General features: G+C 38.4%; 18 protein-coding genes. 12 read left to right on the top strand and 6 right to left on the bottom strand.

Annotated elements, in window-relative coordinates:
• Window positions 1-54: 54 nt before the first annotated feature.
• The 3 genes from H2677_RS11005 to H2677_RS10995 form a co-directional block, all read right to left on the bottom strand.
• Window positions 55-537 carry an FKBP-type peptidyl-prolyl cis-trans isomerase gene (locus tag H2677_RS11005; protein WP_004912603.1) on the bottom strand — a complete coding sequence of 161 codons (483 nt, stop codon included), beginning with the start codon at window positions 535-537 and terminating at the stop codon, window positions 55-57.
• A 122-nt stretch (window positions 538-659) separates the two neighbouring features.
• On the bottom strand, window positions 660-1,946 hold the full coding sequence (locus tag H2677_RS11000) for an NAD(P)/FAD-dependent oxidoreductase (RefSeq protein ID WP_212638546.1): 1,287 nt from the start codon (window positions 1,944-1,946) through the stop codon (window positions 660-662).
• A gap of 93 nt (window positions 1,947-2,039) precedes the next feature.
• Window positions 2,040-3,359 (bottom strand): D-alanyl-D-alanine carboxypeptidase PBP6B, encoded by a 1,320-nt coding sequence (locus H2677_RS10995; RefSeq protein ID WP_212638545.1) that lies wholly within the window; start codon window positions 3,357-3,359, stop codon window positions 2,040-2,042.
• Between the two features lie 170 nt (window positions 3,360-3,529).
• Between H2677_RS10995 and H2677_RS10990 the strand changes: the two genes are divergently transcribed.
• From H2677_RS10990 to H2677_RS16090, 3 genes are all read left to right on the top strand, one after another.
• Window positions 3,530-5,233 carry a M61 family metallopeptidase gene (locus H2677_RS10990; RefSeq protein ID WP_212638544.1) on the top strand — a complete coding sequence of 568 codons (1,704 nt, stop codon included), beginning with the start codon at window positions 3,530-3,532 and terminating at the stop codon, window positions 5,231-5,233.
• Window positions 5,234-5,654: 421 nt separating this feature from the next.
• Window positions 5,655-7,886 (top strand): NADP-dependent isocitrate dehydrogenase, encoded by a 2,232-nt coding sequence (locus H2677_RS10985; protein ID WP_004912593.1) that lies wholly within the window; start codon window positions 5,655-5,657, stop codon window positions 7,884-7,886.
• 163 nt (window positions 7,887-8,049) lie between these two features.
• A complete protein-coding gene (locus H2677_RS16090) occupies window positions 8,050-8,574 on the top strand; it encodes a hypothetical protein (protein ID WP_407929286.1) in 525 nt (174 codons plus the stop codon).
• 277 nt (window positions 8,575-8,851) lie between these two features.
• Here H2677_RS16090 and H2677_RS10975 read toward each other — a convergent pair whose 3' ends face one another.
• Window positions 8,852-9,655: an rRNA large subunit pseudouridine synthase E gene (locus H2677_RS10975; protein WP_004912587.1), complete on the bottom strand. Its 804-nt coding sequence runs from the start codon at window positions 9,653-9,655 to the stop codon at window positions 8,852-8,854.
• Window positions 9,656-9,848: 193 nt separating this feature from the next.
• On the opposite strand from H2677_RS10975, the gene icd reads away from it, so the two are divergent.
• The 4 genes from icd to H2677_RS10955 all read left to right on the top strand — a co-directional run bounded on the left by icd (window position 9,849) and on the right by H2677_RS10955 (window position 16,106).
• The gene (gene icd, locus H2677_RS10970) at window positions 9,849-11,105 is read left to right on the top strand and encodes an NADP-dependent isocitrate dehydrogenase (RefSeq protein ID WP_087540023.1); all 1,257 of its coding nucleotides are present in this window, start codon (window positions 9,849-9,851) and stop codon (window positions 11,103-11,105) included.
• A 172-nt stretch (window positions 11,106-11,277) separates the two neighbouring features.
• Window positions 11,278-12,099 (top strand): PhzF family phenazine biosynthesis protein, encoded by an 822-nt coding sequence (locus H2677_RS10965; RefSeq protein WP_212638542.1) that lies wholly within the window; start codon window positions 11,278-11,280, stop codon window positions 12,097-12,099.
• A gap of 144 nt (window positions 12,100-12,243) precedes the next feature.
• Window positions 12,244-15,006: a M16 family metallopeptidase gene (locus H2677_RS10960; RefSeq protein WP_212638541.1), complete on the top strand. Its 2,763-nt coding sequence runs from the start codon at window positions 12,244-12,246 to the stop codon at window positions 15,004-15,006.
• A 134-nt stretch (window positions 15,007-15,140) separates the two neighbouring features.
• Window positions 15,141-16,106: a calcium/sodium antiporter gene (locus H2677_RS10955; RefSeq protein ID WP_212638540.1), complete on the top strand. Its 966-nt coding sequence runs from the start codon at window positions 15,141-15,143 to the stop codon at window positions 16,104-16,106.
• A gap of 87 nt (window positions 16,107-16,193) precedes the next feature.
• Here the strand turns inward: H2677_RS10955 and H2677_RS10950 are convergent, their stop codons facing one another.
• Window positions 16,194-16,577, bottom strand: coding sequence for a DUF3144 domain-containing protein (locus tag H2677_RS10950; protein WP_004956242.1), 384 nt, complete (start codon window positions 16,575-16,577; stop codon window positions 16,194-16,196).
• 104 nt (window positions 16,578-16,681) lie between these two features.
• On the opposite strand from H2677_RS10950, the gene H2677_RS10945 reads away from it, so the two are divergent.
• Window positions 16,682-17,314 (top strand): hypothetical protein, encoded by a 633-nt coding sequence (locus H2677_RS10945; RefSeq protein WP_004956245.1) that lies wholly within the window; start codon window positions 16,682-16,684, stop codon window positions 17,312-17,314.
• 256 nt (window positions 17,315-17,570) lie between these two features.
• Here H2677_RS10945 and H2677_RS10940 read toward each other — a convergent pair whose 3' ends face one another.
• Entirely contained in the window at window positions 17,571-19,025 is a 1,455-nt protein-coding gene (locus H2677_RS10940) for a CYTH and CHAD domain-containing protein (protein WP_212638539.1), read from the bottom strand.
• A 173-nt stretch (window positions 19,026-19,198) separates the two neighbouring features.
• Between H2677_RS10940 and H2677_RS10935 the strand changes: the two genes are divergently transcribed.
• The 4 genes from H2677_RS10935 (at window position 19,199) to H2677_RS10920 (ending at window position 22,503) form a co-directional block, all read left to right on the top strand.
• Window positions 19,199-19,570: a DUF962 domain-containing protein gene (locus H2677_RS10935; protein ID WP_004956250.1), complete on the top strand. Its 372-nt coding sequence runs from the start codon at window positions 19,199-19,201 to the stop codon at window positions 19,568-19,570.
• A gap of 151 nt (window positions 19,571-19,721) precedes the next feature.
• Window positions 19,722-20,333 (top strand): thiamine phosphate synthase, encoded by a 612-nt coding sequence (gene thiE, locus H2677_RS10930; protein WP_004956252.1) that lies wholly within the window; start codon window positions 19,722-19,724, stop codon window positions 20,331-20,333.
• Between the two features lie 65 nt (window positions 20,334-20,398).
• Window positions 20,399-21,706 carry a glutamate-1-semialdehyde 2,1-aminomutase gene (gene hemL / locus H2677_RS10925; protein ID WP_004956254.1) on the top strand — a complete coding sequence of 436 codons (1,308 nt, stop codon included), beginning with the start codon at window positions 20,399-20,401 and terminating at the stop codon, window positions 21,704-21,706.
• A gap of 152 nt (window positions 21,707-21,858) precedes the next feature.
• A complete protein-coding gene (locus tag H2677_RS10920) occupies window positions 21,859-22,503 on the top strand; it encodes an RluA family pseudouridine synthase (protein ID WP_171057542.1) in 645 nt (214 codons plus the stop codon).
• Window positions 22,504-22,589 lie beyond the last annotated feature (86 nt).

Genomic DNA, 22,589 nt, shown 5'->3' with positions numbered 1-22,589 from the left:
AGAAAAAGCAAAGCCGAGGCTTTGCTTTTTGAGATGTTCTAATTCACAGAGGAATTAGTGGTGGTGACCACCTACACCGTGTACGTGACCGTGATCTAACTCTTCTTGAGTCGCATCACGAATTTCAACGATTTCAACTTCGAAAGTAAGATCTTGACCAGCTAATGGGAAGTTCGCATCAACGATAACGTTGTCACCTTCAACAGCTTTAACAGTTACGATTTGAACGCCATCATCAGTTTGAGCTTGGAACTGCATGCCCGCTTGGATGTTATCCACGCCTTGGAACATTTGAGCTGGAACTTCTTGAACTAGATCAGGGTTATATTCACCGTAGCCTTCAGCAGCAGGTACGTTTACAGTGAATTTTTCACCAACAGTTTTACCTGTAAGAGCATTTTCTAGACCAGGGATGATGTTGCCTGCGCCGTGCAAATATGCAAGTGGTTCACCTTGAGATTGATCAAGTGTTTCACCCTCAGCGTTTGTTAAAGTGTAGTGGAATGAAACCACGTGGTTATTTGCAATAGCAGTCATGTTGTCTGATCCATTCAATCAATTTAGATGTATATCATAAAGTGAAAAATAGATTTTGTTGACTATTTTCCACTTTTTGAAACTATTTCGTTATAAATGGGAACGAAATTTAAGATTTCAACTCAATAAAGCTTAATTTTTGGACGTACACGACGAGTTAGAAAATCTTTCATCGTCAGCATGCCTGCTTGTGTGTAGCCGTGAATGTTGGCTTGATGCAGTCGATAAAGGGAAACGTACATGGTTTTTGCAATAAACCCTTGAACGCTAACATCGCCGAGTAATTCACCCACAGCCTGATTACGACTTAACGAAACCAATGAACCTTTATCATTAAAGCTGAACATCGGTTGTGGTGTGCTTGCAATACGCGCTGCCATAGCATCAACTAAAAAAGTTGCTTGTTGACTAGCGACTTGAGCACGAGGTCCGAGTGGCGGTTGACGAGCATCTAGCTGACAATTTGCACAATCACCAAAAGCGAATACATTTGGATCAGTCTGAGTTTGTAGTGTTGCATAAACCATCAAACGGTTAATCTTGTCACGCTTAAAGTCATGAAGTGTTTCTAAGATTTTAGGTGCTTTAACTCCAGCAGCCCAAACGGTAATGTCTGAATGTAAAACCTCACCATTACTAAAATAAACGTTTGACTCATCTACTTTTTGAACTTTATGTTCAGTCAAAACATCAATACCCATTTTCTTGAGTTGCTTGGCGCTGTGTGCAGCCGTCTTCTCATTCAATGCGGGTAAGATGCGATCTGAGGCTTCGATTAAAGTGATCTTGACTTGTTTTGGGTCGATTTTCTTCAAGCCGTAACGATAAAAGTTTTTCGTTGTTTCAATCAACTCGGCAGCAAGTTCAACACCTGTAGCGCCAGCTCCAACAATACCGATATTTAAAGCACGTTCATTCGACTGATTTTGAGCTTCGATATAAAGGTGGAATAAATCTTGTTGGAATACATCTGCTTGTTGTCGGCTATCCAAGAAGTGACAATATTCACGTACGCCTTCAGTTCCAAAGTCATTCGACACAGATCCAACGGCGAGAACTAAGGTGTCATAATTGAGATCTTGAATAACAGGGGTGTGTTCTTTAGAAAGCTGAGGAGGGGAAAGCGTGATTTGTTTTTGATCTTTATCAACTGCGACAAGGCTACCGAGTACAAACTCAAAGTGATGTTTTTCTGCATGTGCAAAATAATTGGTTTGTTCTTCGTGGGGGTTAAGCGAGCCAGCGGCAATTTCGTGTAGTAGAGGTTTCCAAATATGAGTGAGGTTTTGGTCAACTAGGGTAATTTTAGCTTTCTTTCGTCTGCCAAAACGTTCACCTAACTGTGTTGCAAGCTCTAAACCACCTGCGCCACCACCCACAATCACGATATGATGTAAGGTTTTGCTCATGATCAACCTAATTATTTTTGTGAAAGGATGGTCCGATTATGCCATCCTTTTCACTGGATTCTATGGTTAATCTTGAGAAAAATAGTCGAGTTTCTACCCTTGATTTAATGGGTAGAGTTTGGCACTCTGACTGTCATTTGTTGAAAAAAATGAAAATAAATTAGAAAACCAGATCATAATTTTTTGAAAAATATTAGCTTCTTCAATTTGTACATCATTTTCAATCTGTAGACTTCGGATCAATTGATTATTCTGATAAACCGAAACTGTCGCTAAGTTCATGACTTGCATCAGTGGCGCTGTCAAATGCTGTTCATTCAATTCAATATTGATATGTGTATTGGTGCTTTGGAGCGGTTCAACTGTAGTGACCAATTGATTTGCGTCAACTAGGTGGATGCGCTGAGTTAAAAGATTAAATGTATTCAGATCAATAGGCATCGGTCGATCATAAAGAGAAGTTGTCACAATAGTAGGTTGTTGTGTTTCTACTCTGAACATTTTTAGCGTTGAACGAATTACAGGAAGTTCTGCAATTAATCGGTGCTTGGGGATTACAACTTCATCCCGTGTATAAGTAAATGCGAGATTCATTAACTTGTGTGCGACTTCAGCACGTTTTACAGCGCTAGGTGTCCCTAAAACCACAACGATTAAACGGCGTTTCTCGACATCAGGATTGAATGTTGGACGCTCTGCTGTTAGTGCCAAATTATAACCAGCAGCTTTGGTATAACCTGTTTTGAGACCATCTGCGGTCGGATCCATTTTGAGTGCGAGGTTGGTTGCATGATGGAATCTTTGGTTATAACTGAAGCTAGGCATTTTTGAATAATATAAATATTCAGGCGTATCTTGAACGATGGCTTTGGCTAATAAACCTAAATCTGCTGCTGTCGAATAGTGATCAGGCATTGTAATTCCAGCAGGATTACTAAAATGTGTATCTTTCATCCCAAGAGCTTGTGCTTCTTGATTCATACGAGCAACAAATTGAGGGACGCTACCTGAGATTTTCTCGGCTAGTGTAACAGCTGCATCATTTGCAGACATGACAATGAGTCCTGCCAGTAGTTGGTCAACTGAAATTTTTTCGCCCGTTTTTAAATACATTTGGGACTCATCCCACATGACCGTATTTACAACAGGTGTAGCCGTTAGGATATCTTCTTTACGTAATTTTCCTGCCTCAATTTCTTTTAATGCGATATAAGCAACCATCATCTTAGTGAGTGAAGCAGGGGCACGTTGAACGTGGCTATTGTGCTCGGCAATAATTTGTCCAGACTGCGCATCGACAATAGACCATGCTTGTGCTTCGACCGTTTCAGGCGATATTTTGAGTAAGCTTGCATGTGCAAGATTTACACACAATAGGCTAAAGAACGTAAAGAGGGAGAGGATGAATTTCACGAGTACACCTTGAGCAGCCGATCCATGGGCATGGAATGCGAAAAAAGCATCCTATGACTTTTTTAGTGGAGAATCCAGCCACTTTTGCTGACAATTACGACATCTACGCATGACTTTGTAAAAAAATGCTAAGCTGTGTGAAACCGTTCTTATTTTTATGATCTTAAATTATGTTGCACTATCAAATTGAGTTCGACGATTATCGCCAACATCTGATTCACGTCACCCTTCGTTTTCTGGCTAACCCTAATCAAGAATTATGGTTACCGACTTGGATTCCTGGTAGTTATTTGATTCGTGAGTTTTCTAAGCATATCGAATCGGTAAAAGCTTCTGACGAAGCTGGGCGCTTATTAAAAATTAAAAAAACAGAGAAAAATCGCTGGCGTTTGTTTAATACTGATCATGAGCTTATTACTGTTGAATATGATGTCTACGCATATGATTTATCCGTACGTGGTGCTTATGTTGATCAAACACGACTATACGTAAACCCAGCGTGTGTTTGTCTAGGTCTCCAAGATCAAGAACAAGCGCCATGTGAAGTAGAATTATTTCTACCAAGCGAATTAAAGCATTTCCAACTGGCAACAGGTCTAGTTTCAAAGAGTCTTGTTAAGGGGCGTTTTACTTTAAAAGCAGAGAGTTACGATCAGCTAATCGATAGCCCATTTGAGTTAGCAGAACAAAGCCGATTTAGCTTTGATGCAAATGGTATCCCACATGAGTTTGTGATTTCAGGCAAACACGCGACTAATTTAAATCGTCTTCAGGCAGATATTGAAAAAATATGCCGTACTGAAATAGATATGTTTGGTTCAGCACCTTTTAAAAACTATACCTTTATGACGATGGCAACAGGCAATAGTTATGGTGGTTTAGAGCACTGTAATAGCACAAGCTTAATCACACCTCGTGATGATTTGCCTAAAGCAAATGAACCAGAAGAACCATCAAAAGACTATCAGCGCTTTTTGGGTTTATGTAGCCATGAGTATTTCCATTCATGGTTAGTTAAATTTATTCGTCCAGAGAATTTCGCAAATTACGATCTACACAAAGAGTCATACACCAGTTTGTTGTGGATCTTTGAAGGATTTACTTCGTATTACGATGATTTAATTTTGTTGCGTAGTGGCGTCATTTCACAAAAGTCTTATCTTGATTTATTAAAAGCTCAAATTGACCGTTATCTACAGAATCCTGGACGTTTTATTCAATCTGTTTCTGAGTCAAGTTTTGATGCATGGATTAAATTCTATCGTCAGGATGAAAACTCAAATAATGCAGGAACGAGTTACTACAACAAAGGTAGTCTAGTCGCATTGTGTTTAGATTTGGGTTTACGTTTACGTGGTTCAAATCTAGATGCGCTTATGCGTCGTTTGTATGAAAATACTCAAAATGGCATACAAGTTAATGATCGCACGATTTTTGAGTTATGTAATGAATTGACTGGTGATAATTGGATTGAACAGATTAATCATTTGATCAATACCACTGATGAATTACCACTAGATCAACTTTTACCTGAGTTTGGTTTGAGCTATACGCTTAAAAATGACAAAGCATTGCCATTCGGCTTAAAAGTTACTGACAAAGCTGAAGGTGTTGTTATTCAAAATGTTCGTCGAGAAAGTGCTGCAGCAAAAGCAGGCTTATCTGCAAATGATGTGATCATTGCAATCGATGGCTTAAAAGCTTCTGAAAAACTACTATCTAAGTATGCTAAACAGCAAGGGACTTATAATGCATACGCATTTCGTAGAGATGAGTTATTGCAATTTGAGCTCATAGCAGGGGAAAACACCTTAGCGACTGTTGAACTCAATATTGAAGATCAAAACAAACTGGATGCATGGCTAAAACTTTAGTCTTATCCAAGCTTTCAAAGAGACACCGCTCAAGATCACAGCCTTGAGCGGTGTTTCTTTTTTTTCTATTAAATTATTGAAATAAATAATAATTTGTAAATTTATTTCAAATTCTAAAATAACGAAGAGTATATGTTTTGTAGTATTTCTTAAAGAAATGTCGTTATCACAGGATATGACATTGACTGGCTTAGGGTGAATCCTGATAATCTCATGTTTTATTTAAGCTAACCGGTTCGCAAGGCTAAATGCCTAAGCTCACAACTACTATTTCGTAGCGAAATGTCGTTATCACAGGATATTGCGTTGACTGAGATGCGATCAAGACTGATACTCTCAGGCCTAAATCAAGCAAACCGGTTCGCAGAGGCTGGGCCAAAAGCTCGCTTCTAAAAACTCAATTTAACACAAGGGGCTATATATGGCTGGTGGAAAGTCAAAAATCATTTATACACTGACTGATGAGGCGCCGTTATTGGCGACTTACTCGCTACTGCCGATCATTGAGACCTTTACTAAGCCAGCTGGCATAGAAATTGTCAAGAGTGACATTTCTGTTGCAGCGCGTGTGCTTGCAGAATTTTCGGACTACTTAAGTGATGAGCAGAAGGTAGCTAACAACCTTGCAGAGCTTGGTCGCCTTACTCAAGATCCAGATACGAATATCATCAAACTGCCGAATATCAGTGCATCTGTTGCTCAATTGACAGCATGTATCAAAGAGTTACAGTCTAAAGGATATGCAATTCCTGATTATCCAGAAAATCCTACTACGGATGAAGAGAAAGAAATCAAGACTCGTTACGGTAAATGTCTTGGTTCTGCTGTAAACCCTGTATTGCGTGAAGGTAACTCAGATCGTCGTGCGCCTGCTGCTGTTAAAAACTATGCGAAGAAGCATCCACATTCGATGACTGAATGGAAACAGTGGTCTCAAACACACGTATCACACATGGAAGAAGGTGACTTCTATCATGGTGAAAAATCAATGACGCTTGATCGTGCACGTAACGTGAAGATGGAATTGATTACTAAGCGTGGTGAGACGATTGTTCTGAAACCGAAAGTAGCACTTCAAGATGGCGAAGTAATTGATTCAATGTTCATGAGCAAAAAAGCATTGTGTGACTTCTATGAGAAGCAACTCGATGATTGCCGTGAAGCAGGTATTTTATTCTCGTTACACGTAAAAGCCACAATGATGAAAGTTTCACACCCGATCGTTTTTGGTCACTGTGTGAAAATTTACTACAAAGAAGCATTTGAGAAACACGGCAAGTTATTTGATCAGTTAGGTATTAACGTCAATAACGGTATGGCTGGTCTTTATGAAAAGATCGCTACTTTACCAACCTCACTTCGTGAAGAAATCATTGAAGATTTACATGCTTGCCAAGAACATCGCCCTGCATTAGCAATGGTTGATTCAGCAAAAGGCATCGACAATTTCCACTCACCAAATGATGTAATTGTAGATGCTTCAATGCCTGCGATGATTCGTGGTGGCGGTAAAATGTGGGGTGCAGATGGTAAACCTTACGATTGTAAAGCGGTAATGCCAGAATCTACCTTCGCACGTATCTACCAAGAAATGATCAATTTCTGTAAGTGGAACGGTAATTTTGATCCGAAAACAATGGGTACTGTACCTAACGTTGGTTTGATGGCTCAAAAAGCAGAAGAATACGGTTCACACGATAAAACATTTGAAATTCCTGAAGCTGGTATTGCGAACATTACAGATTTAGACACGGGTGAAGTACTGATGTCTCAAAATGTAGAAGAAGGCGATATCTGGCGTATGTGTCAGGTGAAAGATGCACCGATTCGCGATTGGGTAAAACTTGCAGTAAGTCGTGCGCGTAACTCTGGTATGCCTGCAATTTTCTGGCTTGACCCATATCGTCCACACGAAAATGAGTTGATCAAGAAAGTTGAGAAGTACTTAAAAGAGCATGACACTGAAGGTTTAGACATTCAGATCATGTCACAAGTACGTGCAATGCGTTATACGCTTGAACGTGTAGCTCGTGGTTTAGATACTATTTCTGTAACTGGTAACATTTTACGTGACTATTTAACTGACTTGTTCCCAATCATGGAGTTGGGTACTTCAGCGAAAATGTTGTCTATCGTTCCGTTAATGGCGGGCGGTGGCATGTATGAAACAGGTGCAGGTGGTTCAGCGCCGAAGCATGTTCAACAGTTAGTTGAAGAAAACCACTTACGTTGGGATTCGCTAGGTGAATTCCTTGCGCTTGCAGTATCTTTAGAAGAGCTAGGTCTTAAAGAAGATAATGCACGTGCTAAATTACTAGCGAAAACACTTGATCAAGCTACGGGTAAACTGCTCGATAACGATAAGTCTCCATCACGTCGTACTGGTGAGCTAGATAACCGTGGTAGTCATTTCTATTTAGCAATGTATTGGGCTGAAGCACTTGCTGCTCAAGACGAAGATGCTGAGTTAAAAGCGAAGTTTGCTCCTCTTGCAAAAGCTTTAGTTGAAAATGAGCAAAAAATTCTTGCTGAATTGAGTGAAGTACAGGGTAAAGCTGCTGATATTGGTGGTTACTATGCTGTAGATCCTGTGAAGGTTAGTGCTGTAATGCGTCCAAGCTCAACGCTTAATGCTACGCTTGAAACTATTTAAGTGTTAATGCAGAACTAACAAACCTGTTGGTAATGTAAAGAGACCGATGCGAAAGCATCGGTTTTTTATTTGATAGATAAGATATTTTTAAATTTGACTGTTTATTAATAATCTATTTAAATTTAAATAAAACATAAATTTAGAATTCATTTCTTTAAAATCTATGAATAAGAGAAGTTTAACTATTGGAATTCTTGTTACAGTAATTTGGATTGCAATTATTGTATTTATTTATCTTTTTACAGGCTTAGAACATCCGAAGTCTTTGAATGAGTTTGGAGATTTTTTAGCTGGTGTTTTTGCACCCGTTGCTTTCTTTTGGTTGATTTTAGGGTATATGCAGCAGGGCAAACAATTAGAACAAAATACCAAAGCTTTAGAGCAACAAGAAAGAGCGCTTCAACTTCAGATTGATGAGATGAGAGAAGGGATAAAACAGCAAGTTGAATTATTGCAACTTCAAAGACAACAACTCGATGAACAGCATAAGATGCTCGAACCAAGATTTATTATTTCTCAATCTAAACTAAATTCTCCCGTTTATGGCAGTAGCACAGATCCTAAGATAGATATTAACCATAATATAGTATTTCTTGTGATCAATTACACTCTAGAAAATTTGGGAGGAGATGCTTTTAATTTGAGAATAACACACCCGAAGAGTAAGGAGGTTTTAAAAAAAACTTAGTACCGTAAAAGCATCTACATCAGAGGAAATTAGATTTGAAATAGCTCAATTTCAAATAGATCAATTAAATCAAAAAAAAGAATTGGAAGATTCATTAGATTTTTTTTATGAAAGTATAAATGGGCGTTCAGTAAAATATGAATTACTTATTCATATATATCAAACCAACCATCCATTTTATTGTGTAAATCTCTTTTTGAAGAAAGCTGATTTATAGAAAATACAAACTATATAAATTTAAAAAGCCCACTTCCGTGGGCTTTAAAACATCTAAATTCTAACGACTATTACGACTACGTCCGCGTGGAGCTTTGGTATTTGGTCGTGTTGTACCATTGGTCTTGCGACGTGGTTTCTCACTTTCATCCATTTGCCAAATACGCTTAGTACCAGACTTTTTCTTATTTGGGTCTTTTTTATCGCCTTCTTTCTTTTTCTGATGCATTGGTTTACCACCAGTGCCGCCGGGTTTTTTCACGTATGAGCGAGAACGATAAGGCTTATCTTCAGGAAGATCTTTAAAATCAGGATAAAGTAAAGGTTCGATCTCTTTTTGTTCACCAGGTTGTAAACCTAAACGTACAAGGTCGATGGCACCAATCTTGGTACGAATTAAACGTAATGTCGGAAAACCAACAGCAGCTGTCATACGACGAACTTGACGGTTACGACCTTCACAAATCTGAAGTTCAATCCAACTCGTTGGGATGTTGGCACGGAAGCGAACAGGTGGATCACGATCCCACAACCACTCAGGTTGATCAACCTTAATTGCTTTTGCAGGAAGTGTCATACCATCAGCAAGCTCAACACCTTTACGTAGCTGTTCTAGCGCTTCTTCTGTGACATCACCATCAACTTGTGCGAGATAAGTTTTAAATTTTTTATTGGTTGGGTTGGTGATGTACTGGTTTAAACCGCCGTGATCAGTCAGGAACATGAGGCCTTCAGAATCGAGGTCAAGGCGACCTGCAAGACGTAAATCAGGATCGTGGATAAAATGTGACAGCGTTAAATGCGCCTCATCCTCACGAAACTGTGACAACACGTCAAAAGGTTTATTAAATACAACTATTTTCATATGAATATACTACTTTGGCTTTAAGTGGCACCATGACATAAAGCTTTTTATTTAAGAGAGAAATGTTTGTATTTCTCCTATAAATCTCAAAAACCTTGCTTATGGATTAAACTGTTTCATGTAATAACAACGAAAGTATGCCATAGAAGGCATACATTTACTCGCAAGATACACATGAGGGAGAACCTGTAAAATGGGTTATCAGAAGATCGTGGTTCCTGCTGACGGTGACAAAATCACAGTAAACGCAGACCTGTCACTGAATGTTCCAAATCATCCAATCATTCCTTTTATAGAAGGTGATGGTATTGGTGTGGATATTACACCAGCTATGAAGGCAGTAGTAGATGCTGCTGTTCTAAAAGCGTATGGTGGTAAACGTTCAATTGAGTGGATGGAAGTATATTGCGGCGAAAAAGCAGATAAAATATATGGCACTTATATGCCAGAAGAGACTTTCGAAGCATTACGTGAATTTATTGTTTCAATCAAAGGTCCTTTAACCACTCCTGTTGGTGGTGGTATCCGTTCATTAAATGTTGCGCTCAGACAAGAACTTGATTTGTATGTCTGTGTTAGACCAGTGCGTTGGTTTGAAGGTGTACCATCACCTGTGCAACATCCTGAGTTAACAGACATGGTTATTTTTCGTGAGAACTCTGAAGATATTTATGCAGGGATTGAATGGAAAGCAGATTCGGATGAAGCTAAAAAAGTTATCAAATTTCTAAAAGAAGAAATGGGCGTAACAAAAATCCGTTTTGATGAAGGTTGTGGTATTGGGATTAAACCTGTTTCAAAAGAGGGTACTCAACGTCTTGTCCGTAAAGCCATTCAGTTTGCAATTGATAATGATAAACCTTCAGTGACGCTTGTCCATAAAGGCAATATCATGAAGTACACCGAAGGTGCCTTCAAAGAGTGGGGCTATGAGCTAGCGATGGAGCGTTTTGGCGGAGAACTATTAGATGGTGGTCCTTGGGTTAAAATTAAAAATCCAAAAACAGGCAAAGACATCATTATTAAAGATGTGATTGCAGATGCATTTTTACAGCAAATTCTTATGCGTCCAGCGGATTATTCAGTTATTGCCACGCTTAATTTAAATGGTGACTATATTTCTGATGCGCTTGCAGCAGAAGTTGGTGGTATTGGTATTGCACCAGGTGCAAATATTGGTGGTGCGATTGCGGTGTATGAAGCGACACACGGTACAGCGCCGAAATATGCAGGACAAGATAAAGTAAATCCAGGCTCGATTATCCTTTCTGCTGAAATGATGCTGCGTGATATGGGATGGATTGAAGCTGCTGATTTGATCATTAAAGGTGTATCAGGTGCGATTGAAGCAAAAACAGTGACCTATGATTTCGAGCGTTTAATGCCTGGTGCAACCTTGGTACGTTGCTCTGAATTTGGTCAAGCAATTATTGAACATATGGGTGATTAATCTATTCATGATTTTAAAAGAGCGGTTAAACCGCTCTTTTTTTTGTTCTATATATTTCATATTAATTCTGTGTTGAGCTTTTTAGTTGTATCGTAAATTTTAAAAAAACTGTATCTAGTATTTTTAGATCATTTGTTCAAAATAGGCTGAAAATTATGAAGAGTTTGCTGTTATGAAAATGTATCAAGTTGATGCTTTCACCAAAGAATTATTCAAGGGCAATCCTGCAGCGGTTATAGTTTTGGATAATTGGTTAGATGAGCATTTAATGCAAAATATCGCATTAGAAAATAATCTATCAGAAACAGCTTTTGTCCGAAAAATAGATGATGCTAATTACGAAATACGCTGGTTTTCACCGACAGATGAGGTTGCCTTTTGTGGACATGCAACTTTAGCTAGTGCTTATGTTTTATTTAAAGATTTTACAGAAGCGAAGACCATACAGTTTCATGTCCGTCAACTTGGAATTTTTATAGTTACTCAAGACGTTGATGGGAAAATCAAAATGAATTTTCCGATTCGTAAAGCTGAACAGGTTTCTGATTATCCACAAGCTTTACGTGATGGCTTAACCAAGCCATTTAAGGCCGTTTATTTAAATGCTCAAGCCTATATTGTTGAATATGAGTCTGTCCAAGATGTATTGGATGAGCAACCGAACCTAGAGAAATTAAAACAATTAGGACAGGTACGTACAGCAATTACTGCATCTCAACCTGATATTGCAATAACTGCAAAAGGTGAGGATGGAAAGTTCGATTGCGTGTCACGTTATTTTGCTCCTGCGATTGGGATAGACGAAGATCCTGTAACAGGTTCGATTCATACGGCAATTGTTCCACTTTGGGCAGAAAAACTGAACAAACAACGATTAGTTGCATATCAAGCATCAGCACGTGGTGGCATTTTGGAATGCTTCATTGAGTCAGCAGAGCGTATTGAAATTTCGGGATATGCAAAGTTATATATGCAGGCTGAACTATCTATTTAGCTTGTAACAAAAAACGAATAAAAACAATGAAAAAAGCTGTTTAAGTGAACAGCTTTTTTCAAAATATAACTATTAAAAAACTATGCTGTTTACTAGTATGGACGCTTGTATTTATTTAAATCATCAAAAATATTCGGATAATCTATGTTAATGCGGTTTAAGCAACTTACACTCTCTCTTTGTTTACTTGGGGTGAGCGCAGCTTCATGGTCTCAGGCTGTACTCGTAAAAACTGAAAAAAATATCGAAGAATATAAATTAGACAACGGCTTTAGAGTTATTCTCGCCCCAAATGAAAAAGAAAATAAAGTCTTTGTAAATACAGTTTATATGACAGGTTCTTTGAATGATCCAAAGGGCAAAGGTGGTTTGGCTCACTTGCTTGAACATTTGGCTTTTAAAGGAACACAAAATGTAAAAGGTGAGGAATTTCAACGTCGCCTTGATCAATATACCTTAATGACAAATGCAAGCACTGATTATTATTCAACTAAGTATTTGAATATTGTTCGTCCAGAGAAAAATGCGCTCAATGAGATTCTGTATTTAGAATCTGAACGCATGGATAAATTGGTGCTTCAGGAGAAATTTGTTCCATCAGAAATTGAAATTGTGAAACGCGAACGTGAAATCCGTATGGATCAGCCATTTGCGGTATTGATGGATCAAATGTGGAAAGCTGCTTACGGAAATCAATATTTAGGGCGTTTGCCGATTGGTGATCTACCTGAATTGAAATCGATCAAAATGAATGAGCTGAACCAATTTTATAAAACTTGGTATGCACCTAATAATGCGGTCATGGTGATCTCTGGTAAATTCGATAAAACAGAAGTTTTACAGGAAATTGATCAATATTTTAGCCCTATTCCAGCACGTAAAATTCCAAGCCCAGTACAAGTCCCTGTTTTAGATTCAAGTAAAATTGAACAACGCCAGTTTACGGTACAAAAGGGAAGTGATCTTGCCAAGTTTAATATTTACATGAATGGCAAGAATGAAAAATTACAGCCAGCTTTAGCGCTCGCTCCAGCATTATTTACGATGCAACCGAGTGGAACTTTATATAAAAGTATGGTTGAAACAGGTATTAGTACAGCAGTGCAATCAACCACTTGGTTAGACCAAGACTTTAATGTCGTATTTATGGGAGCGATTTACGCGCCTAATCATGATGCGAAGAAAGTGGGTGATGCTCTAGTTGATGGGGTTGAAAATAGTAAAACTTTTACTGATGCAGAATTACAACGTATAAAAAATATTACTCAAAATACAGCCGATACGATTGCTAATGATGCAGTCGCTTTAGGCTCACGTTTGAGTGATTATGCTGTGTCTTCACACGGTCAGTGGGATGAATACTTTAGAGACTTAGAGGCGATTCAGAACTTAAAACTTGAAGATGCTAATCAAACTTTAAAACAATTTTTAGTCGCTTCACATCGAATTTCTGGGGATATTTTACCTACTCCAGAAGATCAGAAAAAAGCGATGACTTTAAAAGCTGAAAATAAACCAAAAACCTTAGATCAAAACACTGAGCAAGCTGAACCGCTGAAAGATCCAAGTGTTTATCAGCAAGAGGTGAAACAGTTCATCGAACAATCTGCCCAGCAGTTACAAAAGAATGAAAAGAAGATTCAACGAGGCGAATTAAAGAATGGCATTCGTTATGCTTTATTCCCAACCCCAACACGTGATGATAAAACCTATGCCACGATTAGTTTAGATTTTGGTAATGAGAAATCTTTATTCGGCAAAGGTGTTACTTTAGATCTAACCAGTTATTTGATGCTACGTGGTTCAGAAAAACATACTTTACAAGAAATTACCGATAAGGCAATTGCTGCAAGTGGGGGAGCATCGGTGAGTTCGAATGGTAATGGAATGACCATTGTGGTTCAGGCTAAAAAAGACAAATTTGAAGACTTTTTAAGTTTTATCATTGATGTCATTAAACAACCTAAGTTTTCGCAGTCTGAATTCGATTTGGCTAAAAATCAGAGCTTATCTGCTTTAGATCGTCCTTATACAGAACCAGCGATCGTATCATCAATGACTTTAGCAAGACTACTTGAAACCTATCAACCAGGTGACTTGCGTTATCATTTTGAACCTGAGTTGGCTAAACAACAGCTTAAAGATGCCACTCAGTCACAGGTTAAGCAATTTTATGATCAATTCTTCATGACCAATCATGCACAAATTGCAGTGACTGGTGATTTTGATGCTATAAAAATGCAGAAAACTCTAGAAAATGCATTTGGAAAATGGAAGACGAAACAGCCATATCAAAAGATAGTCACTCCATTTGTAGCATTTAAAGCTCAAAAAGTTCATGCCTTATCTGAGCAACGTGAGTTTGGAAGTTATCAAAGTGTGCTCACAATTCCAGTAGGCGCTTATCATCCAGATGCGGCTGCATTGATGATTTTAAGTCACATTATGGGGAACTCTCAGCTTTCGTCTCGTTTAGCTCAAGAGCTAAGAGAGAAAAATGCATTGGTCTATGGATTTGGTAGTAGTGTAGATTTAGATTCAGATACAGAAAGTGGTTCACTGAGTATTTCAGCAAATTATACAGCTGGCCGCTCAGATCAAGTCTCACAGTCTGTGCATAAAGTGTTGAATGATTTACTTGATAAAGGTGTTACTCAGCAAGAAGTTGAAGCTGCAAAAGCTGACATTATGAAGAAACGTGTGACTTCATTAGAAGATGAACGTTCGATTCATGGCATGTTGACGGGTCAACTTGAGCGCAATAAAACACTGCTGGATCGAGCAAAACGTGATCAGGAAATTGGTAAACTAACGAAATCTGACATTGATACTGTGATTAAGAAATATATTAAGCTTGATCAGTTTGTTGAGGTTATGGCAGATCAGTATGGAAAAGCGCAACAATAATTGGCATCAATAGTTTCGGACTAAGCTAATTTTTAGTCATCAATAAAATAATACTTAAGTGCTTTATTTTCTTCGTATGAAATGAGATTTTATGATTCATAAATCTCATTTCAAACTAAAGTGCGGGGAATAATATGCTTTTAGCTTTAATCGCTGTTCTTGCTGGAATTGTTTTATTGGTGTGGAGTGCTGACAAGTTTATTGATGGCGCTTCTGCAACTGCTCATCATCTAGGAATGCCTTCATTATTGGTTGGCATGATCGTTGTCGGATTTGGTACATCTGCTCCCGAACTTGTTGTCTCGGTCATGGCTGCACTAGATGGTAATCCTGGTATTGCGTTAGGTAATGCTTATGGTTCAAACATAGTTAATATTGCATTAATACTAGGGCTGACGGCTATCATTCACCCTATCGTGGTGCATTCAACAATAGTTCGTAAGGAGCTACCTCTTTTATTAGCCGTGACAGTGGTAGCGATCATGCAAATCATGGATGGCGAACTGAGTCGGAATGATGCATTGTTACTGTTCTTGCTTTTATTTGTTTATATGGGATGGACAATTTGGCAAGGTATGCGCAGTAAAAGTGATGTTTTAAGCCATGAATTTGATTTTGAACTACAAACACATCAAATACCTCTTAAGAAGGCTATCCCTCTGCTAATATTTGGGTTAATTGTATTAGTTATAAGCTCACGTCTATTGGTGTGGGGAGCTGTTGAGATTGCTCAATCCTTTGGTGTAAGTGAATTAATTATTGGTTTAACTGTTGTAGCTATTGGAACTTCATTACCAGAGTTAGCCTCATCCATCGCTGCTGCTAGAAAGGGTGAACTTGATATCGCGATAGGAAATGTAATTGGTTCAAATATGTTCAATACTTTGGCAGTGGTTGGACTTGCTGGAATGATTCATCCTACTACAGTACCCCAAGAGGTTTTACAGCGTGATATGGTGGTAATGGGCGTACTCACCTTGAGTCTACTTTTTTTCACTATCAGCTTGAAAGGGCACGGACGTATCGGGCGTTTAAAAGGTGGAATTTGGTTATTCAGTTTTATCGCTTATACAGCTTATCTAATTAATACAGCTTTTTAATTTATTGAATCAGAACAAGGCATTAAACTAATGAATGCCTTGTTCTGATGAAGATAAATATTTAATCTCTAAAGACTAATTTACTCGTCAATGATCATGTTTATGAGCATGAAAATCTTCATTTTTACGGAAGCGTAAATAGTTTTCAAACTGCTCGCAATATTCGTCAAAATTATCTTCGAGCATCATTTGAAATTGTTGAAGCAAATAAGTCATCACTTGCTCTTTAGCGTCGCGCATTTCATTGCCATCTTTAAAGTTATTTGCAGCAACCCATGTATTAAAACGAGCAGTCGCAAATAGCATAGCAGCGCTTACTTGTCCGCGTAATTCCTCTGGTTTTGCTGGTTGACCTTTCGGTGGGCGGCAATAGTCATTAGCGAGTTTGATGAATTCATCTGCACGCTCAAAAAACACCGCATTTAACGCTTCTTCTTCCGTCACATCGGTGGCGTTGATTTTTTGAGACATGATCATTTTCCAACAAAAATAAGACGTTTTATTATAGTCAAAGCCTTGTCGAAACTAAACCTTTGCCTTAATCTAAAATAGCCTAAGCAAATCGAAATATCATCATGCAAGATGCTATCGCCATTCAAAGCTTAAAAACAGATATCGCTTTACTTCGTCAACATATTTATCCACCTCAATATTTGGAACATGTTGAAGGTTTACCGATTTATTATGGTCTAAAAGATCAGGTCGATGAGTATTATCGTCAATGGCAACCATTGATTGAAAGGGCGCAGGAACTTTGTCAGCCTTTTATGGAAGATGAGCCTGTGGATGCGATTCATTTACCCAGCCATCTGAATCTGCCATTGTTTTTCTTTCACGTCGATCGTATTCGAATCAATAAAACTCGCGCTAAAGAGTCTAAAACTTTTCGTGGTGTTGCGGCATTGGTCGAAAAGTGTGGGCAATTTGACACAGATCAGATTTTTGCGATGCAAGAATGGTTAGGGAGTGATGACACTGCTGCTTTGGTGGCTCATCGTGAGTTTATAGATTTACGTACTTATGTGTTTCAGCATGGGCAAAGTGAATATACACGAACCCGTTTTTATATGAATGGTGTAATTTTAAGCGTCGAACCACATTTTAAATTGGTGGATGCACGGGATAAACCACGTAAGCAACGTAATGATAGTTATAGTGATCCGATTGCGGATAATGGCACGTGGAAGATTTTTGGGAAGTATCGGTAAATGATTTTAAGCTCAATATGAAGATATTATCTACCTGATAAAGGATTAATTCTCATTTTTCGTTAAGGTGAGCAAGACCTCAAAAATTATGAATAACCGAATACTTTTTGTATAGGTAGTGCCTTACTTTTGACTGGGCAAAAGTAACAAAACCCTTCCGTTAAGTTGATGGCACATCCTTGATGCCAAAGCTTAACGGCGGCATCCATGCCACCAGCACGATAACAGAGTAAGGTGATTTTCCCTTGCAGAGCAATCACTCCTCATCCCAAAAAATGTCTTTGATCGATAAATCCTCTAGTTTCTTTGCAGCCTTCTTAGCAACATGTGGTTGTTGTGCTTTTACCCAACCTAAAGCAAATAAAAATTGTGGGTGCTCTGTAGCTTGTTCCTCGAAAATATGTTCAGCGACAAACAAATCATTATAAAAACCTAAATATTCCTGAATTGGCTGTAATTTATCTAGGAATTGTTGAACATCTTTCTCAGGATAAAGATCAGAAATAAAGTCGATGCAATAACGCAATTGTTTTACTCGTTTGCGGGTTCGATGCTGTTCTTCTACAGCAAGTGATGAAAAATGTTCTGCATCCTTGAGGATTTTTTGATAGAGCTTGGTTAAGCTTTTTGAAGCTTGTTTAGTGACTTTAGGCTTTGATTTAGATTCACGATAGCTAAAGTTGAGTAATGATAAAAATAGCTCAGTAGTTAGAGTCCGACTGAAAATCTGGACAATATTAGTTGAGTCAGAGGCTGGAAGCTTGAATTCAAAATCACACACTTTCTGAATTAAAGGGATGACAGAATCTTGGATTGCATCATTGTCACGCGAATCACCCAAAACTCTAAAAATTTCAGCTAACTGACTTTCCCAAGACTCATCAACTTGAGTTGACCAGTTTGAAAAATGTTTTAATGCAGAGCGCAAACGTCGTATTCCCACACGTGCTTGGTGAATATGATCCGCTTCTGCAACACCATCAGCAATCGCTGCTGCGTTAGGTAAAATATGATTTAACGTATTTTCGACAATTTGTTTGATTGCTTGATCAGCACTAATATCAGATTCTAATTTGAGCGTTTTTGCTTTAGTAGCAGGAGAGACACGTTTAGCTATCGCAAGCAAATTACCGCGTTCAGCCTTACTGCGAACATCTAGCCATAATTGATATTTCTTCACCCATGTATCTGCGAATGTAATTAGGTCTTGGGGTGAGCCTTGTTTCAATTCAAATTCAACTTCACATATTTTGGCTTGATTGTTAGGTGTACGAATTTCACCATCATCTAAACAAACTTCGATTTGCGAATTTCCAAATTCAAAAACATGAAATGTACGTTGCACATCTGTTTGGAACTGAAGTAGTAGTTCAGTAGGCGAGTCACCTAATACATCACGTAGTACACTTTGAACGGTTTGATTATGTTTATAAAGTGTAAGGTCCAATTCAGGTTCTTGTTCGCATTTACCTAAATAGATGTCTTCTTCAATGCGTTGCAAATGATTTTTAGTCGCAGCTTTAAATGTTTGTACCCAGTGATCACCTTCTTGACGCAGACGAATAGCCACATAATTTTTTGCTAATAGACGATCAGCAGTATCATAGTATTTTGCTTGCAAACGAATTTTTTGAGCTGATTGTTTATTTAAAAATTGCAGGACACTTTTTTTCTTAGATTCAGGTAGCTGAAATTTAAGCTCTATTTCCATGATGTTATAACTCCTGACCATTTTGGATAAATATTCTAAAATTAGTATAACGTGTTGATCTCAAAAATTATTGTAAAGATCTTTTAAGTCTCGTTGAGGATGACTCACAATGACTTTATTTTGAGCAAAAAATACTTTAAGTTGTGGGGAGTTTAAAGATTAGGATGATCCACATGAATGCACCAGCGAAGATCGACAAGCCAGTAGAATTCACATTGCCAATTAAAGACTATAATGAATTTTACCGCTTTTATTTAACTGAACATCGTAGTATTGCGAGCCGACGTTTGCATGTTGCAGGCAGTACACTGGGTTTGTATTTTTGGAGTAAAGCCATTCGCCAGCGCAAAGCAAAGTATTTGGCTTATGGTTTATTGTCTGGTTATGCGTGTGCATGGGTTGGACACTTTTTCTTTGAACACAATAAGCCAGCGAGTTTTAAACAACCACTTTATAGTTTTATTTCAGATTGGCGTATGTTGTCTGATGTAGTTCGTGGTCGTCTAAGTTTAATTGACCGTCAGTTCGATAAAATTGAATCTTAAACAAGATATTAAAATTAGAAATGTCTAAAGCTGCGTCATAGCAGCTTTTTTGTTCTAAGATTTATTTTTAGTAATGTAAATGTGTACACTCTCTTTAATTTTTAAATAAGAAAATATACCCTGAAACCAACGTTTTTTTAGTGAAATTTTCATGCGCGGTTTATACCTCATCACCAATGATGATCCCATTCAACTTCTTTTAGAAAAGTTAGAGGCTGCACTAGCTACTGGTCATATAGCTATTTTGCAATATCGTCGAAAAAAAATAGAAAAAATAAATCAACCATCTGAAGTGGAGTTGATCAAAGTCCTTTGTGAAAAATATCAAGTCCCTTTTGTCATTAATGATGATTTGGCGTTAGCAGAACAATTTGGTTTAGGTGTGCATCTAGGGCAGTCCGATGGTGAAATTACTGATGCGATTAAGCGTTTACCCCAAGGAGTAATTATCGGACGTACTTGCTTAAACTCATTAGACTTGGCAGCAAAAGCAATTTCTGAAGGCGCGACTTATGTAGCATTTGGTGCTGTTTATGCGACATCAACTAAACCAGAAGCGGGCAATGTGGGAATCGAAGTCATCAAACAGGCTCAACAAAAATATGATGTGCCAATTTGTGCGATTGGAGGTTTAACTGTTGAAAATTCTCAAGTCGTGATAGAGGCTGGAGCAAGCCTTTGTGCAGTAATTAGTGATATATTAGGGCGATCAACAGCCGAAATTCCTGCTCGTGTCAGCGCATGGGCGAAATTATTTGCATAATTCTGTGTGTTCACAAGTTGGGACTTTAGTCACTCCCCATTATTTCGATTTAGGTTGAGCCTCATATGAGTTTATCTCCAAAGCAAGAACAGTTATTTAAACAGGCGAATAAACATATTCCAGGTGGCGTAAATTCACCTGTACGTGCATTTAACGGTGTAGGCGGTACGCCAGTTTTTATTGAGAAAGCGAAAGGTGCGTATCTGTGGGATGTTGATGGCAAACGATATATTGACTATGTAGGTTCATGGGGACCGATGATCTTAGGTCATGCACATCCTGATATTATTAAAGCGGTGCAAATCGCAGCTGAGGATGGCTTAAGTTTTGGTGCGCCAACCGTGCATGAAACCACTTTGGCAGACACGATTTGCGAAATTATGCCTTCGATCGAAATGGTTCGTATGACCAGTTCAGGAACTGAAGCGACGATGACTGCAATTCGCTTGGCACGTGGTTATACAGGACGTGACAAGATTGTGAAATTTGAGGGCTGTTATCATGGTCACTCTGATTCATTATTAGTTAAAGCAGGTTCAGGTTTACTTACTTTGGGTGAGGGGGAGCCGACTTCTAAAGGAGTACCTGTTGATTTTGCAAAACATACTTTAACTTTGCCATATAACAATATTGAAGCATTAAAAGAATGTTTTAGTAAGTTTGGTCATGAGATTGCAGGCGTAATCATTGAACCTGTAGCAGGCAACATGAATTTAGTAACGCCGATTGACGGGTTCTTGCAAGCAATTCGTGATGTTTGTGATGAATATAAATCAGTCTTCATTATTGATGAAGTAATGACAGGTTTTCGTGTTGCTCTTGGTGGAGCGCAATCAGTCTATAAGGTAAAACCAGATTTAACGACTTTAGGTAAAATCATTGGTGCAGGATTACCAGTGGGTGCTTTTGGTGGTAAACGTGAAATCATGGAGTGTATCGCACCGCTAGGCGGCGTGTATCAGGCAGGGACATTGTCAGGAAATCCTTTGGCAATGCGTGCAGGTATTGCGATGTTTAAGCATCTGCGTGAACCTGAATTCTATGACAAATTAGCTGCGCAATTAGAAAAACTGCTTGCTGGTTTACAAGTTGCAGCAGATGAAGCTGGTATTCCATTCAAAACTCAGCAAGTAGGTGGAATGTTTGGTTTGTATTTCACAGATCAAGATGACATCACAAGTTTTGATTCCATGTTAGCCTGTGATGTGGGTGCGTTTAAGAAATTCTTCCATGGTATGCTTAAACGCGGTGTTTACCTTGCACCTTCAGCATTTGAGGCTGGTTTTATTTCTTCAGTACACTCTGATCAAGATATTGCAGAAACGATTCAAGCTGCAAAAGAAACATTTGCTGAAATGAAAGCTTCTGCTTAATTTCAGATATCAGGAAACACCATGACTATTGTTGTGGTGTTTTTTTAGATATGGAATAAAAAATTAGAATTAAATCGATTTTTTCATTGTATTTCTAGTCTAAGGTTTTTATGATTGCCCGCTTGTTTTCATCGAGTCGTTGGAAGGCTACCTTGAGTGATTTTCTAAGTGAACATTTGATTCATCGTGATGAAGATTTTATGGTCATCCATAAACCCGCAGGGCTACTCACCGTACCTGGAAAAACACCTGATTTGCAAGATTGTTTAATCAATCGCTTATTAAAACTAGAGCCAAAAACTTTACTGATTCACCGTTTAGATCGGGACACTTCAGGAATACTCGTTTTTGGTTTATCTAAATTTGGGCAGAGTCATATTTCTCGCCAATTCCAAGATCGTCAAACCTCAAAAATTTACCAAGCTTTGGTTGCTGGACATCTCGAAGGTGAAGGCATCGTCGATATACCAGTGATTTATGATCCAAGTCGTCCGCCATTGCATATCGTTGATGCATCGCATCACAAACCAGCATTAACAGAATGGCAAGTCATCGAACATTTAGAAATTAATGGACATCCTGTAACCCGAGTTCAACTCGTTCCGATTACAGGTCGTTCGCATCAGCTTCGTGTGCATATGCAGTATTTAGGTCACCCGATCTTAGGTGATACTTTGTACGCTACGCCAGAACAACAACAGCTTTATGATCGTTTGTGTTTACATGCGACAGAACTAAGCTTCACTCATCCTAAAACAGCTCAGCAGTTGACATTTAATTGTCCTGTACCGTTTTAGCCCAAAACTTTTTTATGAAACATGATGTGATGCGCGCTATTTAAACGCGCTTTGTGTCAAAATACATATCGTTGAAAACTACATAA

The sequence above is a fragment of the Acinetobacter junii genome, assembly GCF_018336855.1.
Classification (GTDB): domain Bacteria; phylum Pseudomonadota; class Gammaproteobacteria; order Pseudomonadales; family Moraxellaceae; genus Acinetobacter; species Acinetobacter junii.
Note: the sequence above shows the minus strand (reverse complement) of the source record. Positions and strands in the feature narration are given on the sequence as shown.

Excerpts from the sequence above, each read along its gene's own strand:
- H2677_RS10975 (WP_004912587.1), bottom strand. The coding sequence starts at position 9,655 with ATGAAAATAGTTGTATTTAATAAACCTTTTGACGTGTTGTCACAGTTT.
- H2677_RS10955 (WP_212638540.1), top strand. The coding sequence starts at position 15,141 with ATGCTTTTAGCTTTAATCGCTGTTCTTGCTGGAATTGTTTTATTGGTG.
- H2677_RS16090 (WP_407929286.1), top strand. The coding sequence starts at position 8,050 with ATGAATAAGAGAAGTTTAACTATTGGAATTCTTGTTACAGTAATTTGG.
- H2677_RS10945 (WP_004956245.1), top strand. The coding sequence starts at position 16,682 with ATGCAAGATGCTATCGCCATTCAAAGCTTAAAAACAGATATCGCTTTA.
- icd (WP_087540023.1), top strand. The coding sequence starts at position 9,849 with ATGGGTTATCAGAAGATCGTGGTTCCTGCTGACGGTGACAAAATCACA.
- thiE (WP_004956252.1), top strand. The coding sequence starts at position 19,722 with ATGCGCGGTTTATACCTCATCACCAATGATGATCCCATTCAACTTCTT.
- H2677_RS10960 (WP_212638541.1), top strand. The coding sequence starts at position 12,244 with ATGTTAATGCGGTTTAAGCAACTTACACTCTCTCTTTGTTTACTTGGG.
- H2677_RS10985 (WP_004912593.1), top strand. The coding sequence starts at position 5,655 with ATGGCTGGTGGAAAGTCAAAAATCATTTATACACTGACTGATGAGGCG.
- H2677_RS10965 (WP_212638542.1), top strand. The coding sequence starts at position 11,278 with ATGAAAATGTATCAAGTTGATGCTTTCACCAAAGAATTATTCAAGGGC.
- hemL (WP_004956254.1), top strand. The coding sequence starts at position 20,399 with ATGAGTTTATCTCCAAAGCAAGAACAGTTATTTAAACAGGCGAATAAA.
- H2677_RS11000 (WP_212638546.1), bottom strand. The coding sequence starts at position 1,946 with ATGAGCAAAACCTTACATCATATCGTGATTGTGGGTGGTGGCGCAGGT.
- H2677_RS10950 (WP_004956242.1), bottom strand. The coding sequence starts at position 16,577 with ATGTCTCAAAAAATCAACGCCACCGATGTGACGGAAGAAGAAGCGTTA.
- H2677_RS11005 (WP_004912603.1), bottom strand. The coding sequence starts at position 537 with ATGACTGCTATTGCAAATAACCACGTGGTTTCATTCCACTACACTTTA.
- H2677_RS10935 (WP_004956250.1), top strand. The coding sequence starts at position 19,199 with ATGAATGCACCAGCGAAGATCGACAAGCCAGTAGAATTCACATTGCCA.
- H2677_RS10940 (WP_212638539.1), bottom strand. The coding sequence starts at position 19,025 with ATGGAAATAGAGCTTAAATTTCAGCTACCTGAATCTAAGAAAAAAAGT.
- H2677_RS10990 (WP_212638544.1), top strand. The coding sequence starts at position 3,530 with ATGTTGCACTATCAAATTGAGTTCGACGATTATCGCCAACATCTGATT.